The sequence below is a fragment of the Streptomyces sp. NPDC058701 genome (genome assembly GCF_042715295.1).
In the GTDB taxonomy this organism is placed as follows: Bacteria; Actinomycetota; Actinomycetes; order Streptomycetales; family Streptomycetaceae; genus Streptomyces.
On record NZ_JBHXSY010000028.1, the window covers coordinates 76218 to 93489 of the forward strand.

8 protein-coding genes and 1 pseudogene are annotated in these 17272 nt (G+C 67.7%); 5 read left to right on the forward strand and 4 right to left on the reverse strand.

Annotated elements, in window-relative coordinates; all coding sequences use genetic code 11:
* Positions 1 to 224: 224 nt before the first annotated feature.
* From ACFWW8_RS26335 to ACFWW8_RS26345, 3 genes are all read left to right on the forward strand, one after another.
* The gene (locus tag ACFWW8_RS26335) at positions 225 to 7169 is read left to right on the forward strand and encodes a polymorphic toxin-type HINT domain-containing protein (protein ID WP_386531888.1); all 6945 of its coding nucleotides are present in this window, start codon (positions 225 to 227) and stop codon (positions 7167 to 7169) included.
* Between the two features lie 2 nt (positions 7170 to 7171).
* A complete protein-coding gene (locus tag ACFWW8_RS26340; protein WP_386531890.1) occupies positions 7172 to 7723 on the forward strand; it encodes a hypothetical protein in 552 nt (183 codons plus the stop codon).
* Between the two features lie 347 nt (positions 7724 to 8070).
* A complete protein-coding gene (locus ACFWW8_RS26345) occupies positions 8071 to 8649 on the forward strand; it encodes a hypothetical protein (RefSeq protein ID WP_386531892.1) in 579 nt (192 codons plus the stop codon).
* Between the two features lie 167 nt (positions 8650 to 8816).
* Here ACFWW8_RS26345 and ACFWW8_RS26350 read toward each other — a convergent pair whose 3' ends face one another.
* From ACFWW8_RS26350 to ACFWW8_RS26365, 4 genes and pseudogenes are all read right to left on the reverse strand, one after another.
* A complete protein-coding gene (locus ACFWW8_RS26350) occupies positions 8817 to 8978 on the reverse strand; it encodes a hypothetical protein (RefSeq protein WP_386531893.1) in 162 nt (53 codons plus the stop codon).
* Positions 8975 to 9400, reverse strand: coding sequence for a barstar family protein (locus ACFWW8_RS26355; protein WP_386531894.1), 426 nt, complete (start codon positions 9398 to 9400; stop codon positions 8975 to 8977). The genes ACFWW8_RS26350 and ACFWW8_RS26355 overlap by 4 nt, the downstream gene beginning before the upstream one ends.
* Positions 9393 to 9938 (reverse strand): hypothetical protein, encoded by a 546-nt coding sequence (locus ACFWW8_RS26360; RefSeq protein WP_386531896.1) that lies wholly within the window; start codon positions 9936 to 9938, stop codon positions 9393 to 9395. The genes ACFWW8_RS26355 and ACFWW8_RS26360 overlap by 8 nt, the downstream gene beginning before the upstream one ends.
* A 186-nt stretch (positions 9939 to 10124) precedes the next feature.
* A pseudogene (locus ACFWW8_RS26365) lies at positions 10125 to 11570 on the reverse strand (Helicase associated domain protein); the annotation flags it as partial.
* A gap of 227 nt (positions 11571 to 11797) precedes the next feature.
* On the opposite strand from ACFWW8_RS26365, the gene ACFWW8_RS26370 reads away from it, so the two are divergent.
* Positions 11798 to 16219 carry a hypothetical protein gene (locus ACFWW8_RS26370; RefSeq protein WP_386531897.1) on the forward strand — a complete coding sequence of 1474 codons (4422 nt, stop codon included), beginning with the start codon at positions 11798 to 11800 and terminating at the stop codon, positions 16217 to 16219.
* Between the two features lie 378 nt (positions 16220 to 16597).
* The gene (locus ACFWW8_RS26375; protein WP_386531899.1) at positions 16598 to 16942 is read left to right on the forward strand and encodes a hypothetical protein; all 345 of its coding nucleotides are present in this window, start codon (positions 16598 to 16600) and stop codon (positions 16940 to 16942) included.
* Positions 16943 to 17272 lie beyond the last annotated feature (330 nt).

The window sequence follows — 17272 nt, forward strand, 5'->3', positions numbered from 1 at the left end:
AGAAGCGCTCCAGCTAGCGCCATGGAGAACGCGCACGTCAAATCGAGTCTATCGACTGTGAGTGCGATCACCGGTGGTGACTCTCCGTCATGCGCTGGCGTAGGATTCGCCCGCCAAGATTGGCATACCTTCGTATCGATAGATCTTTTGGGGGGCGTGCCGTGAAGGCACCGTCTGAATCGCGCGCGCGGCGGAGACAGTCCGCCATCGCGCGCCGAACAACTGTGGGCATAGGCGTCGCGCTCGCACTGATCCTGGGCTCAGGCCCGGCTCAGGCAGCCGACTGGAAGCCGCAGGACACCCGGCGCTGGACGCCGCAGAAGCTGAAGAAGACCGAATCGGTCACGGGGAAGAACGCCGCCAAGCCGGCCGCCTCCGATCCCTCCAAGGAGGCGGGGGTTGGCCCCGGCGACTGGGCGCCGCGTGACGTGGTCTGGCCCAAAGCCGGCCACGCGGAAGTGGACCTCAACGCGGCGCCGCCCGCGCCGCCGGTCGGCGCGCGCTTCCTGTCGGGCGCCCCTTCCGCCGTCCCGGCCGCGCCGAGTACCGAGTCCACCAGGGCCGGCGCCGCACCCGTCTGGGTGGAGGCCGCCGACCGTGCGCGCTCCGGCAAGGGCGGGCCTCGTACCGGCAAGGCCGCAGTCACCCTGACGGACCGAAAGACCGCCGAAAAGGCCGGGGTCCACGGCCTGCTGCTGGCCGTCAAGCCCGGTGAGGGCACCGAGAAGGGGGCCCCGGTCAAGGTCTCCGTGGACGTCTCGCACATCGCGGGCGCCTTCGGCGGCGACTGGCTCACCCGGGCCCGGCTCGTCGAGCTGCCCGAGTGCGCGCTCATCACGCCCGACCGCGCCGAGTGCCAGAAGCAGACCCCGGTGGCCACCGTCGAGAACGGCGACCGCCCCGGCCTGCTGAGCGCCGAGATCTCCGTCAAGGCCAACGGCCCGGCCGCGAACGGCACGCGCCTCAACGCCGGCACGGGCGGCGCGACCGTACTGGCCGCCTCCGCAGCCCCCGGCGGCAGCGCCGGCACCTACGGCGCCACCAGCCTCGCCCCCTCCGGCTCGTGGAGCCACGGAGGAAACACTGGCGGGTTCTCCTGGTCGTACCCGATCGACGTACCCGACGGCCTCGGCGGGGCCAAGCCCACCGTCGCCCTCTCCTACAGCTCCCAGGCGATCGACGGCCGCACCGCCGCCACGAACAACCAGGCGTCCTGGATCGGCGAGGGCTGGGACTACTCTCCGGGATTCGTCGAGCGGACCTTCAAGCCCTGCTCCAAGGACGGCCAGACCGGCTCCGGCGAACAGTGCCTCGCGGGCCACAACGCCACCATCTCACTGAACGGCAAGTCCTCCACCCTCGTCCGCGACGACACCACCGGCGCGTGGCGACTGGAGAACGACGACGCCTCGAAGGTCGAGAAGCTGACCGGCGCCACCAACGGCGACAACAACGGCGAGTACTGGAAGGTCACCACGGCCGACGGAACCCAGTACTACTTCGGTGTCGGCCGCAAGCCCGGCAGCTCCACCGCGCCGGCCACCAACTCGGCCTGGACCACCCCCGTCTACGGCAACAACGCCGGCGAGGAGTGCAACAAGCCGACATTTGACACCTCCTGGTGCCAGCAGGCCTGGCGCTGGAACCTCGACTTCGTCGTCGACCCGCGCGGCGGGATGATCAGCCACTGGTACGACACCCAGACCAACCACTACAAGCGTGGCGTCTCGGAGGCGACCCCCACCGGAACGCTCACCTCCTACATCCGCGGCGGCACCCTCGCCAAGATCACCTACGGTTCGAAGCTGACCGACGCGGACACCGTTAAGCCGACCGCCCAGGTCCTCTTCACCACCGCCGAGCGCTGCCTGCCCGACGCCACCTTCGACTGCGCCCCGGCCAAGCTGACCACCGCCAACGCCGCCAAATGGCCGGACGTCCCCTTCGACCAGAACTGCGCCTCCTCGGGCACCTGTGAGAACTACTCGGCGACGTTCTGGACCACCAAGCGCCTCACGAAGATCACCACCCAGGTCCTCAACGGCGCTGGTACCGGCTACGACAACGTCGACTCCTACGAACTCAAGCACCAGTTCCCCAACCCGCAGGATGGCACCGCCCCGGCCCTGTGGCTCGCCTCGCTGACCCGCAGCGGACACGACGGCGCCACCACCCTCACGACCCCGCCAGTCGTCTTCTACGGCAGGCTCCTGAACAACCGCGTCGACTCCAGCGTTGACAACAAGCCGGCCATGAACCGGCACCGCATCCGCTCGATCAAGGCCGAAACCGGCCAGGTCACCGACATCGTCTACGCCAACGCGGACTGCTCGCCCGGCGCAGGCCTGCCCACGGCCCAAGACTCCAACACCACACGCTGCTACCCCGTCTACTGGAACCCCGACCCCAAGAGCCCGCTCGACCCCACACTGGACTGGTTCCACAAGTACGTCGTCGCCAGCATCACCGAACTCGACAACATCGCCGGCTCCCGTCCCCAGCAGGTCCGGTACGAGTACGTCGGCGGCGCCGCCTGGCACCGCGACGACGAGGAAAACACCGAGGACAAGCAGCGCACCTGGAACCAGTTCCGCGGCTACGAGCAGGTCATCACCCGTTCCGGCACCGCACCCGACGTGGTATCCAAGTCCGCGACCTTCTACCTGCGCGGCATGGACGGCGACACCAAGGCCGACGGCACCAAGCGCACGGCCACCTTCACCGGCATCGCCGGAAACACGATCAAGGACAGCAACCCGCTGGCCGGCACCGTCCGCGAAACCCAGACCTTCGCCTCCGACGGCGGCGAACTGGTCTCCGTCTCCCAGTCCGAGCCCTGGCTCTCCCCGGTCACCGCGACCCACAGCCGCGGCACGAAACTGCCCGCACTGACCGCACAGATGCTGCGCGCAGGCTCCGCCAAGGACAAGGCGCTGCGCGCCGACAAGACCTGGCAGTCCACGTCCAAGACGGCGACGTTTGACACGACCTACGGCATGCCGGTCTCGGTCCTGGACCGAGCGGACGGCCTGCCGGATGTCTGCACCACGACCTCCTACGCCCGTAACACGGCCGCATGGATGATCGACCGCGTCTCGGAGACCGTGCAGGTCAAGGGCGACTGCGCCGCCACGGCGTCGGAGTCCAACACCCTGGGCCGCAGCCGTACCCTCTACGACGCCCAGCCCCATGGCACGCTGTCCGGCCCCGGCCAGGTCACGAGCACGGAGGAACTGGACCGCTTCGAGGGCGGCCAGCCCAAGTTCTCGGTCAACACCACCGTCACCTACGACACCTACGGCCGCGTGGCTACCGCGACGGACGCGGCGGGCGCGAAGACGACCACGGAATACACCCCGGCCACCCTGACCCCGCCGACGAGCATCAAGGTCACGAACGCCAAGGGCTGGGCGACGACGACCACCTACCACCCGCTGCGGGAGGTGCCGGTCAAGGTCGTCGACAACAACGGCCGCACCAGCGAGCAGGCGATCGACGCCCTGGGCCGCATCACCGCGATGTGGAAGCCGGGCCGCCCACGCAGCGAGAGCGCCAACCAGGTCATCGAGTACGACCTGACCCAGACGAGCACCAGCTCGGTCACCACCAGGACCCTGCGCGCCGACTCGTCCTACGCCGTGAACGTCGAGATCCTCGACTCTTTCGGCCAGACGATCCAAAGCCAGGGCGTCACCGCCAATGGCGGGGTCGGACGCGTCATCACCGACACCCGGTACGACAGTTTCGGCCGCCCGGTCGTGACCAACCACCCGTACTTCAACAACGACCCTGCCGGCCCGGTCAAGACCCGCTTCATCGCCAATGACGACACGATCCCGGCGCAGAGCACCGTCGCCTACGACGGCGTCGGGCGGCCAGTCTCGGAGATCTTCTCCTCCAAGGCGATCGAGCAGTGGCGCAGCACCGCTGCCTACCCGGGCGTGGACCGCACCGACTCCACCCCTCCCAAGGGCGCCATCGCCACCAGCACCCACACCGACGCGCGCGGCCGCACCGTCGAGCAGCGCCAGTACAAGACCGCCGGCCCCACAGGTGAGTACGACGCGACCCGCTACGCGTACGACACCGAGGGCCAGTTGACCCAGGTCACCGACCCGGCCGGCAACGCCTGGAAGTACGGCTACGACCTCCACGGCCGCCAGACCCGCTCCGAAGACCCCGACAAGGGGACGACGGTCACGGCGTACGACGCGGCGGACCGGCCGGTCTCCGAGACCGACGCTCGTGGCATCACCACCTTCACCAGCTACGACATCCTGGGCCGTCCCACCTCTCGCAACCTCGGCGCGGTCGACGGCACCATGATCGCCACGTTCGAGTACGACACTCTGACCCCCGGCCTGCCGACCGCCTCCACCAGCTGGGTCGACGGCAAGCCCTGGCGCCAGGAAGTCACCGGCTACGACGATGTGTACCGGCCCGTCGGCAGCAAGCTGACCGTGCCCGCGGGCGAGGGTGCACTGAGCACCTCGTACACCGCGTCGGCGTACTACGACCCCATCACCGGCGACGCGGACTTCACCGACCAGCCGGCCGCGGGCGGGCTGCCCAAGGAGCGGCTGTACATCAGCCGCAACATCAACGGCCTGCCCGTCTCGACTGGCAGCGCAACCACCACGTACGTCAACTTCACCGACTACGACGAACTCGGCCAGGTCCAGCGCACCACGTTCGGCGCGGTGCCCAGGCAGGTCGTGCACACTCAGGTCGTCGACCCGGCCACCGGCCGGCTCCTGCGTACCCAGCTCGACAAGGAGGACTCGACCACCCCGGTCGACATCACCGACTACACCTACACCCCCGCCGGCGACGTCACCTCCGTGACCAACACGCAGGGCGGCGTACGTGACACCCAGTGCTTTACGTACGACCACCTGCGCCGGATGACCCGTGCGTGGACCGACACCGGCACCACCACGACCCAGCCCGGCCCGTCAGTCCCCGGCATCGGCGGCTGCACCAACACCACACCGCAGGCCGGCAAGATCGGCGGCCCGGCCCCCTACCACCAGTCGTTCACCTACGACGTCACCGGAAACCGGACCTCGGTCACCGACCACGACCCGGCCGGCGACGCCGCCAAGACGACCAAGACCACGAACACCTTCCCGGCACCGGGCCAGCCGCGCCCGCACGCCCCGACCTCCACCAGCAAGCAGACCGGCACCGGCCCGGTCGTCACCACCAACTCCACCTACGACCCGACCGGCAACACGCTCACGCGCCCCGACGCCGCGGGCAACACCCAGACGTTCACCTGGACCCCGGACGGCAACCTCGCCTCGGCGAAGACCAGCACGGGTACCTCCACCTACGTCTACGACACGGAGGGCAACCGCCTGGCCCGCAAGGACCCAGGCAAGACCACCCTCTACCTGGGCTCCACCGAACTCACCCTGAACACCGCGACCAACACGGTCACCGGTACCCGCTACTACCAGGCTCCGGGCGGCGCGACCATCGTCCGCAGCTCCAACGGAACCCTGTCCTACATCGGCGCCGACCACCACGGCACCGGCACCACGGCCATCAACGCCTCGACCCTCACGGTGCAGCGCCAGGCGACCAAGCCGTTCGGTGAGGATCGCGGCGCGGAGCCGACGTCCTGGCCGGGGGAGCGCGGCTTCGTCGGCGGCACCGAGGACAAGGCCACCGGCCTGACACACCTCGGCGCACGAGAGTACGACACACGCACGGGCACGTTCCTCTCGGTCGACCCGATCATCGACCCAGGCGATCCGCAGCAACTCCAGGGCTACCTGTACGCCAACAACAGCCCGATGACCTTCTCGGACCCGGACGGCCTGTTCTGGGGCAAGATCAAGAACGGCCTCAAGAAGGTCGGCAACGCCGTCAACAAGTACGGCCACACCGCACTCGACGTGGCCGGCATGATCCCGGTCATCGGCGAGGTCGCGGACCTGGCCAACGGCGTCTGGTACGCCGCCCAGGGAGACTGGAAGAACGCCGCGATCTCCTTTGCGTCGATGATCCCCGTCGCGGGCGCCGCCATTGCCGGCGCGCGGATCGCCTACAAGGCGTCCAAGTACGGAAGCCGTTACGCCGGCAAGGCCACCAAAGCCTCACCCTCACGAAAGTACGGAGGCTGGTCCTCCCGCTCCGGCCCTAAGGCAGGCGGGAGCAAGTTCGACGGTGGCAAGTCCGGATGGTCCTCCAGCGGTAGCTCGAAGAAGCAGTGGTCGGGCAAGAAATCCGGAGGAAAGCCAGCCAATTCCGGCAGCCGCAGGACGGCAACGAAGACATCCTGTGACAACAGCTTCGTGCCCGGCACCACGGTGCTTCTCGCGGACGGTACTCGTAAGCCGATTGAGGAACTGAAGGGCGGAGACAAGGTCCTCGCGGCTGACCCGTCCACCGGTCGTATCGAGGCCAAGGCCGTCACCGCCGTCATCACGGGTGAGGGCAACAAGAACCTGGTCGAGATCAAGGTCACCACACCGGACGGCAAGACGGAATCCGTCACCGCAACGGACAATCACCCCTTCTGGCTGCCCGAGCGGCAGGAATGGGCGGACGCGACCAAGCTCCAGCCCGGCCAGTGGCTGGAAACATCGGCCGGCACCAAGGTCCAGATCACCGCAGTCCGCCGCCACACCCAACAGCAGCGCGTCCACAACCTCACGGTCGACGACCTCCACACGTACTACGTGGGGGCGGGGGCAGCCGGTGTACTCACGCATAACTGCCCGACCTTGAAGGGGCATTACCCGATCAGCGAGGCGCAGAAGCGAGCCAACGTAGGGTTCCGATACCAGGAGCATGTCACCGGCTCGAATGTGGAGCAGTGGTGGCAGCACAACGGGCAACTGACCAAGGTGGATGGCGGCCCGGATGCGAATGGTTGGATTACCGAGGCGAAGTGGACCGGAAATGACCACCCCAATGCCTGGTCCAAGAGTCTCTACAATCCCACCCACCAGCGGACGGCGTTTGATGAAGCAAAAACGGTTGATCAGGCGCGACGGCTCCTGGATTTGAATAATGCCCTGGATGGCAGTGGTGTACGCTACGCGGTATCGAACCAAGCTGGTGCTGCGTTCTACCGGGCAGTCCTCCGTGAATGGTTCCCGGAGGAAATGGCAAGCGGAGCACTTCGCGTATTCCATGTCTCCGCAGTTGGGATGTAATAGTGCTCAATCTCGAATTGGAACCGCTGCTGCAGCTCGTGGAAATGTCCACGCGGTTCGAACGCCCGTGGAGCCAAGAGCGAATCTCCTTCGAACTCGTCCAGGTGGGCTGGGAGCCCGTTGGATCAGTTTCCCTTCCGTATCCTCAGCGCCTTGGGCGGAGCGGTTTTCTCCTGGGTGCGGCGTGTGATGATGAGCCTGCATACGTCGGCGTGACGCTAAAGGAATGGAGTGTCGATTGGGATTCGGTTGACTATGTGAGGGCAGTCACCGAAGGTTACGAGGACCAGATCCGGGCCACCCGGGAACTGGCTGACCGGTTTGCCGCGCTGATGGGCGAGAGATTTTCGGTCGATCGGGAAGAGCTGATTCTCGACGCGGACGAGTTCTTCTTTGTGCACACGGAATGCTGGAAGGTCAGCAACGTGCATGTCGTCCTAGGGCTAGAACACCTGTCCCCGGATGACACCCCTATCAGGGTTTCGTTGTATGTGGTCGATGGTTCTGCAGATCGGCCCGGCTCCTTGGCGCCGGATACATCCCGTGCATCGTAAAGGTTGATCAAACGGTCGCTACCCCCTCACGGGTCATCCGTCGGGGGTAGCGCCATTCCCGGTGAGTCGCCTGGGTGCCCCGTCAGCAGGACAGTCACGTACCCCTGGGCGGCGATGAGGGCGACCCACAATCTCGGTCGGTGGCAGAGCGGCGTTGGCCATCATGGGTTGCCGGAAACTTTCGTGCAGCTGCGGCTGCAGCGCGGTGATCAGTCGTCCAGTAGGTCCTACAGGTGCGCGCCATTCGTGTGGTCTGCCTGCGTCTTTCCCGTCACGCGACGCGATGGGGGAGGGCTGTCCGCGGTACGGGACGGAGCCAATTCGTATGGTGACCAGTGGGAGTATCGATGTTCGATGATGCACGTGTGAAGGCCTTGATCGAATCGATTGAGCCCTTCCAACGCGGCTTGCTCGTGACTGCCTGTTTGGTTCGGATCAGCGGTCTACTGGCTGACGAACGGGTTACGTCCGAGTACCCAGAGGCCTCAGCGCTGGTGGGGCAGATCAGAGACTTCGCGCTTGGCCGCTCCGCAGGCAAGGAACAAGAAGGCGCCGCCCTTCGGTTTGAACAAGGCCTACGCGACTTCCTCGGCCCCCGCGACGAACCTTTTGAGGAGCTGCCTGACGCAGGCGCCTGGGCTATGGACATCGCTTCACTGGCCGATTGTGTGTTGGACGTCTGGTCCAACCCTTCAGAGAGCGTTGCGAAGTGCTTTGAAGTGCTGATCAGCGGCTATTCGATCACGGGCTACCTAACAGACGACTCGGATGATCCAGACGTCCCGGATTTGGCCGACGGTGAGTACCAGAGGCAAATCGCTGACATCGAGGCCATGCGGAGCGGCGATACCTGGGAGCGTGTGCTGCGGCCTTCTGTGGAGCTTGCCCATACGTACGCTCACTGGTTTCAGCACGTTTCCATGTGAGTTGACCGTGCAAAACGCATGAAGTGAGGGGCCAGCTGCGTAAGCAGCTGGCCCCTTGTGTCTTTATTCACGGGTTGTGGGTTCTGGCACAGATCTTGGGGAGCGATCGCGGAGAGTCATCGCGGCGTTCGAGGGTGCGGGTGTCCTGTCTCATCCAATCGATGTGTCTACTCAGCGAATCCCGCGGCTTGGCTGGCGCGATCCATCGTGTAGCCGTCCGAATTTTCGCGATGCAGGTGCTCATCAGTGCGGGACTGGAGGATGTCCAGGGCCTCGTGGATCGAGCAGCCGAGGTGTTCTCGGAACAGCTGGATGCCCTTGATGGTCATGCCGCTGAGGATCTCCTCGTCCGCGAAGGAGAGAGAGGGACGGCAGTCCAGAGGGCGGAGGCGGGATCTCCACCGGGCCAGTCGACGTCGGTCAGGGTGACGAGCACGCGGCCGTCCGCGAGCGCCACCGCCACGTCCATGCCGCGGGCCGCCGTCTCCGTGAAAGCAGCGGGTGCAGTATGGTCCAGGCGCAGCTTGGAGTTCCAGGCTGCCTGGGCGAGAACCGATACGAACAGTCCGAGGAAGTCCGACTTCAGCAGGTCGTCCGCGTGCTCGATCAGAATCACGGGGTCCTGGTCCACGTGGCCGAGACCGTGCCAGTCGTGAAGGCAGTCGACGAGAGCGTCCCAGCTGTGGCCGAAGTCGCCGAGGAACGACAGCTCCCGGGCGAAGGTGCGAAAGACGGACCCCGGATCACGCATTTCGCGGCCGTCCAGCCGCAGGACCAGACCGCTTCGCTGCACGAGCGCGGCCGTTTCCGACGCCAGCCATGGGTCGGCCGGGGAGGTGAACACGATTCATGGAGAGCGGTGTTCCGTCAGAGTGGGCTTGGTCATCATGGGTGAGATCCTTGCGCTGCGGGGCTACTGCAGCAGGATCATCTTCCGCAGCAGGTGGAAGCCAGCTCGTCCGTAGAGCTGCCTTTTGATCTTCCTTGATGCGGTTGACGGCGCCTTCGATGCTGCCGGAGCTCCAGTGGAGGGCGAGTCCGGCTGTCACGGCGTCGAGGTCCCGGAGCAGGTGGAGTGCGAAGCCAGTGAGGCCCGGTAGTTGGCTGGCGTCGACTGCGTCGATCCAGGCAGGGAGCCTGGCGCCGAGGCGGGCGGTGAGTATTTCGCCGAAGTCGCGGACATGTCCGGCGGCCGTGTCCAGTTTTGGGCAGCGGGCCAGGACATCCTTCAGGCCGGCGCGGTCGTCCTCGCTCAGCGCGGTTGGGTGTCGGGTGAGCCAGCCGGTCACCTGCCGCACCGTCGGGGGCCGGGGCGGCGCGCCGGCCGGAGCCCCGCCGAGGGTGGTGATCAAGTTCTTTAACGCGGAACTGCCTGGCCGGCGGTATCAGCAGGAGACCCGGGTACTGCCATGACAGCCCGGGTCCTTCTGTGCACTGGTGTAGCCGGCCGATTCAGCGACCTGCGGCTGGCGGCGTCACGCCCACTCCATGCCCAACTCCCGCAGCGCGTCCAACTGCTCCTGGGTGAGCTTGTCGCGTCGGGTTTTGGTGTTGGAGACCCATACGCCGAGCTTCACGACCACCGGCTCCTCGCCGTCGACGGCGATCTCCTCGCGGTGGCCGCGGGGGACCGGCCGGTGGGCGCCTTCCCGCTCGACCCACTGCGCGAGCGCCGCGAGGCCCCGCTGGAATGCCTGCTGTGCCTTGCTCGGATCCTTCGCCGTACGCACGGCTGCGGGGACGGGAGACGGCGCCTGGTCGGGCTGCACGCCGAGCTTGGTCAGCCGCTCCTGCTGTTCAGGCAGGAGCCGAGCCCAGGTGGCTGGCTGCTTCTGCTGGTGGAGCCATTTGCCGAGGTCGTCGCCTTCGAAGAGGACGCCGGGTGCGATGTCGGGCAGTACTCCGCCGGCTTCGGTGTCGGCGAGGTCGGCGAGGATGCGGTAGTGGCGTTGCCAGTCCAGTGGCCAGGGGCAGTCCCAGTCGGGGTCGATCGCCCTGAGCTGCGCTGCGCGCTGCGCCGCCCGTTCCGCGTCTTTGCCCAAGCCGTTCTCGGGGCCTTTGCGGCGGAGGTTGGCCATGTGTTGTCCGATGGGCATCATCTCGTCGTCTTCGCCCCACACCGCGTCCTGGCGCGGAGCGAGGTGCCCGGTGGCCCGCCGGTAGGACCGGAGCGCGGCGAGCTTGGTCTCCCACGCTTCCTCGCCCGGCTCCCAGACCATCCCGGCCTCCGGCGCGTTCAGCAGCACCTTGCGCCGTTCCTCCAGCTCACCCGCCCGCAGCGCCTTCCGCTGCTGATGGACCCATCGGCCAAGCGGAAAACCCTTCGTGACCCCCACTTCGACCTCAACGTCATACGGGACGGCGTGGACGCCGGTGATCTCGTTCTCCGCCCGCCACCGGATGAGGGCCTGGTAGCCCTCGAGCCACACCAGCGACTCCGGCCGGTACACCCGGGCGCGCAGGAACGCCGCGATGGTCGCCGCGTCGCGCGGGCTGGAGAAATGCAGCAGGGCCGCTTCGGCGGCGGCCTGCGTGTCGTCGTCCCCTTGGTCCTCACCGTCGCTCTCACCGTCGCTCTCGCCGCCGGCCCCGACGATCTGCCCGTTCTCATCGCGCCGGACGTGGACCTTGCGCTTCCCGCTCGTGAGCGCACGGGAAGCGAGCTGCTCGACCAGGCGTTCGTCATGCGAACGCAGGCCCTGGAGGACAGTTACAAGGGGGCGGAAGCTGGCGCTGGCGACCATGTCGGTGGGGTCCTCGCCGGGCTCCAGGAACACCGGCACGATGATCCTGGCGACCTTGGTGGAGCCGTCCTTGTTGAGCCGGAGCGCGCGGCCGATGTTCTGCACGATCTCCACCTGCGAGCCGCGGGTGTCCGCGAAGCAGACCGCCTCGACTCCCCGCTCGCCCGTGATGTCGATTATCTAGAGGCGGCGGAGCGGCCAGGCATGTTTGTTGTGGGTATGGCCTGTTGGTATGTCGTGTCTCTCGGGAGGTGTGGCGTGTTCGCAGCGGGGCTGCGGGTGTGGGGGAGCGGTTTGTGATCCTTTTCCGGTCTGCGTGGGTGTCGGTGGGTGGAGGTAGGCTCGCGGCACGCGGGGCTCCCGGGGGCGGGGAGCTTGCATGGTGTTTTGGGGAGTGAGGCCGGGTGGGACTGCCGGGTGGGGCCGCGGACAAGGCGGGTAACCGGTACGAGGACTGGTGGACCGCGTTGCGGGTGGCGGACGTCCTGCGGGGGCGGGCTTCGCGTATCCGTTTGGAGCCTCCGGGTCGGGCGGGTGCCGGGATCGAGTTCGAGGTCGAGGAGGCCGACGGCACCTGGTGTGAGCAGGTGAAGGATGTCCCCTCCAAGGGAGCGTGGACCCTGGACGCGGTGGGGAAGGTCCTCAAAGCGGTCGCCGGGCACCTTGCCCAGGGCAAGAAGGTGCGCCTCGTGCTGTCCACCGGGGCGCCTGAGCTACGCGATCTATCCGAACGCGCCCGGGCCGCCGAATCGCTCGCCGAGTTCGAGGAGGTCCTCACCAAGGCTCAGGGCCCTCGGTTCGTTTCGGTGATTGGGAACTGGTCCGTGAATGGCGTGCCGGTCGGCCGGGAGGTCGGCTGGCGGCATCTGCGGGGCGTGTACGTGGAGCACCATCCTCCGGAGACCCTGCGGCGCCTGGTGTCCATGACCTACGAGCTGCTGTTCGTCGGGGATCCGGAAGTCATTGTTCAGCAGCTGAGCGGCTATCTGGACGAGCACCTTCACCAGCGCCTCACCGCTCCCCAGATCCGCAGTCATCTGCTGACCGTGCCGGGGGTGCGCCCGCGGCTGCTGGCCGGGGACACCGACGCGCTGACGGCTTTAGCCGGCACCGTGGAGCGGTTCGTGCGGCGCGTGGACCGGGACACGCCCTTTTTCGGGCTGGCCGCCCGGCCGCACGCGGAGCAGCTGTACGAGCGTTTGGTGGCCGAGGACGGCCCGCAGACCGTGGTGTGCGAGGGCGGAGCGGGTTCGGGGAAGTCGACGGTCGTCGCCGACGTCCTTAGCCAGCTGGCCAAGCGGGGATGGCCGGTGGCCGCGGTACGGATGGACGGGACCGACGCGAGCATGCAGACGGCCAAGGACCTAGGCACCAGGATGAGCCTGCCGGACTCGCCAGTGGTACTGCTGGCCGGTGTTGCGGACGGAGATCCGGCGCTGCTCGTGATCGACCAACTGGATGCGGTCAGCACTTATAGCGGCCGGATGTCGGACGCCTACGAGGCCGTGGAAGACGTGTTGGCGCAGCTGACCGTTGCCCCGAACGTCAAGGTCCTCCTGGTGGCCCGCACCGTCGACATCGACAACGATCCGAGACTGACGAAGCTGGTGGCCGACCGTACCCGGGTAGCGCGGTTGCCCCTCGGGGTGTTGGACATCGAACAGGTGCGCGCGCTCCTGGCCGCCAGCGGGACGGACCCCGACAGCCTGGGCCCGGTGACATTGGAGCTGCTGCGGACTCCCTTGCACCTGTCGGTCTTCGGCCGTCTGTCTCCTACGGCGCGCACCGCTTCCTACCGGACCCTGCAGCAGCTATACACGCGCTACACCGACGATGTCCGCGAGGGGATCGAGCAACAGCTTGGAGCACTGAACTGGGCGGGGATCACCGGCGCGCTGTGCGCATCCATGAGCGAGCGCGAAACGCTCCAGGCTGCGGCGGCCCTGCTCGACGTCTTTCCTCGTCGGCAGGTCAGGGCCCTGGAATCGCATGGCGTTTTGGTGCGCGACGCGGAGGAAATCGGGTTCTTCCACGAGACGTACTTCGACTTCCTCTTCGCCCGGTCCTTCATTTCTGCCGGAGCGGACATCCACCATTTTCTGGCCAACTCCGGCCAGCACTTGTTCCGGCGAGCCCAGACCAGGCAGATCCTCGAGCACCTCGCCGGCACGGACCGCGAACGCTTCCGCACCACAGTGGCCCAGCTCCTGGGCTCCGACCGGATCCGCTTGCACCTGCACGGTGTGATCGTCACGGTCCTCGGACAGCTCGATGCCACCCTGCCGGACTGGCAGGCCATCGAACCGGTCGCCTGGAGTCAGGCTCCTGTAGCGGGCAAGGTGCGCGGTCTGCTCGCCCTGCCGCGATGGTTTGACGCCGCCGACCACGATCAGAGGTGGGCACGCTGGCTGGGCACGCCGCAGACCGCTGATGCTGCGTTCTCTGAACTGCTGGCCGTCGCGCGACACCGGCCCACACGTGTCGCAGAGCTGGTGCGACCGTACGTAGGAGCTACGCCGCAGTGGCGGCGCCGGCTGGTGGGGCTGATCGAGTGGGCGCTCACACCTGACCTCGTTGACCTTGCCGTTGATCTGATCGACCGAGGGTATGCGGATGAGGCCAGGGGGCCGATCGCGGTCAACAGCGATTTCTGGTCGCTCCTCTACGGCCTTTCCGAAACCGACCCCGCTCCTGCTGCGCGCCTTGTCGGCGCCTATCTGCGTCGTCACCTCGCCCGTGCGCGCGTCGACGGATCCGGCGACCCCTTCGCGTCCGAGCACATGTCCACGAACTCACAGGTGGCCGACACAGTCCTCTCCCGCATTGCGCAGGCCGAGCCGCGGACCTTCGTCGACCAGGTTCTGCCCTTCGTCATCGACGTGGCCACCGCTGGCAGCGTCGACCGCACCGGCTCCCACGACCTCGGTGGACGCTGGACCTACCGCCTCGTGGGCGGTCGCGGTGTCGACGCCGCCTTGCTGGCCGCCCTCGACACGGCACTGCGCTCCCTGGCCGGCCAAGCCCCGGCTGCCGTTGCCGACGCCCTGGGGCAACTGACCGCCTCGCCGGTTCAGGAGCTGCGCTTCCTTGCCTGCCGCCTGCATACTGCCCTGGGACGGCCCGATGAGGCGATTGCCTGGCTCCTGACAGATGAGCGCAACCTGCGCCTGGGATGGGTGGACAGCGCGCGCTGGGCCTCGCGCGAACTCATCGAGACCACGACCCCCCACTGCACGGACGAGGTGCTGGACCGCTTGACTGCGGTGCTGCTTGGCTACTACCCGGCGGGGGAGCGCCGACGGCAGAAGGGGCAGCGCAGCGCCTGGGGCTGGAGCCAGTACGAGTTGCTGTCGGCGATCTGCCCCTCGCGCCGTAGTGATGCGGTACGCCGTCGGCTCGCCGAATGGGACCGCAAGTTCCCTGGCCACGTCCCGTCGCCACCGACACCGATTCAGGCTGGTGTCGTCGGCTCGCCGGTCAGTGACCGTGCCGTCCGGCACATGACTGATGACCAGTGGCGCCGTGCCTTGGACAAGTACGCCCAGCCCCAACCCGAACAGCCCTGGTCTCTCCGAGGAGGCGTCCACGAGCTCGCCCGGGCACTGGGCAGCCGCGCGCAACAGGAACCCGACCGCTTCACCGACTTCGCCCTCACTCTCGGCCCGGGCTCACCAGCTGCCCATCTCTGCGCGATCATGGAGGCGGTCGCGCTCCATTTGGATGCCGACCGCTGGGAACGACTGGCCCTCCACACCCACCAGACGCTTGGCTCCGAGGCAGCACCCACGATCTGCCGCACCCTGCAGGCGGCCCCGCAGAACTTCACTCCTGCTTTGCTCCCGGCGCTCGACGGCTACACCACAGACCTCCGTCCCGAACATGACATCCGTCATCCCGATGCCGAAGGAACCCGCACGGATCTGTTGACCGCCGGCATGAACGCCACCCGAGGCCAGGCAGCACTCACCGTTGCTGCCCTGCTCTTTCACGACAGCCAGCACCTGCACGTGCTGACGCCTCTGGTCACCCGTTTGGCCAACGATCCAGTGCTCGCCGTCCGGGTCTGTGCTGCCGAAGCTGTGCTGGCGCTGATGAAACACGACCCTCAGGCCGCGTTGGACGTCGCCGAGCAGCTACTGACCCACCAGGACACCAATGTCCACAATGCCCCCACCACCCAACAACTGCTCATTCACGCACTGGTCTGTGATTCCTCGCGTTTCGCCCCCCACCTCGGCCGTGCGCTTCAAGGTCCCGAGGGTACGGCCGAACTCGCGGGACAGACCTGGGCCGTTGCCGCCATCCAGGGGCGTCTTGCCGCAGGCATTCCCAAGGCCGTGCAAGAACTCGGTGACACCGCACGCCGCGGCGCGGCAGTGGTCTTCGCCCGTAACGTCGACCACTATCCGCACCTCATCCCTCTGTTCGGTGATGACGACGCTGAGGTCCGCAAGAACGCCTCCCTGGCCATGAGGTACGCCTTCGACCTGCCTCCCGCACAGGCCGAGGAACTCGTCAGAGCTTTCCTTGACAGCCGGGCGTTCGCCGACCACCTCGAGCATCTCGTCTTTGCCCTCCACGACCACACTGGACCTCTGCCTGCCGTGGCAATCGAGGCCTGCGAGCTCATCGTCCAGCACGCGGGCAGGGAGCTCGGCGACATCAGAACCCACCGCGCAGCGGACGGCCATCACCTGGTCTCGACGGTTCTCCGCCTCTACCGCCAAAGTCCGTCCGAACTACGGATTCGGTGCCTGGACATCATCGACAGGCTCTCGGAAGCAGGCGCCTACGGGCTGAACGCTGCCCTGGAAAACGAACGCTGACCCAGCTGACCTATACGCGCCCCTTCCTTTGGCTCGGCCGAGGGTTACTGGATACGGCCGCATGACCGCCGGGGTTCACCAGGCTGTGGTGGCCAACCCGGCCCGGACGAAGGCGGAGGGCACCGACCGCTGGGCGGATCTCCTTAGCACGACGATGCCCGCAGGGATGGTGCGTGACGCGATCCTCTCTTCCCTGGCCGGACATGGCGGCCGCGATGGGCCGCCTCGACGCCCGCAGCATCGACGTCGCCCGGATCCTCCTCGACGCGCACGCGGCCGGAGCCGGGGTCGACCAAGCCGTCGCCGCCGTCATCACTGCCCCCGCTCCCGCTCCGGCTGCTGCGGCGCGGGTGTGGGCCTCCTGGTCGGCTCCCGCCAGTGGCCCCTGCTGGCCCACCATTGGACCGGATCCGCGACCAGGGCGGCCCCGCACTCCTCGGCGCGCATCTGGCCCGCCTCCAGGCCGACACCTCCTGGAAGGTCGGCCCCACCTCCACCACGGCCGGGCGTCTCGTGGACGCGCCCCTGTACTCCCTGACGACACCGCCCTCCACCCCGGCCGCGCCCGCCTCCCGCGTGAGGGTCTCCCCGACGGCGGCCCGCTCCCGCTCCACCACCACGCCCGCCGCCGCGGCCCCCGGTCAGCCGGCCCCGGCGGAGGCCGCCGTCCCCGCTCACCGGCAGCAGGCCGCACCGGCCAGGGGCGCGGGGCGTATGCGGTGACGGCGGCGGCTGCTGCGCCCGGACGTCGGGGGGTCCGGGCGCGGGCGGACCGGGTACGGGTGGCTTGGTGGGCGCTGTCGGGACCGGATCGGTGTCGAGGGTCTGCTGCTGACCGGCGTACTGCTCGCGTCTGCCTGGCGGGCTACTTCGGTCTGGTGCGGGCGGACTTCGTCCTGGCCGGCATGGCAGGCGTGGCCACCCTTTACTGGGGCGGGGGGGGGCGGGGGCCCCGCCCCCCCCGCCGCGGGGGGCGGCCGGGCCGGGGGGGGGTGGTGTTAACAAAAACGATCCCCCACCCGGGGGTGTGAATGGCGATTGGCGGGTTGGGGT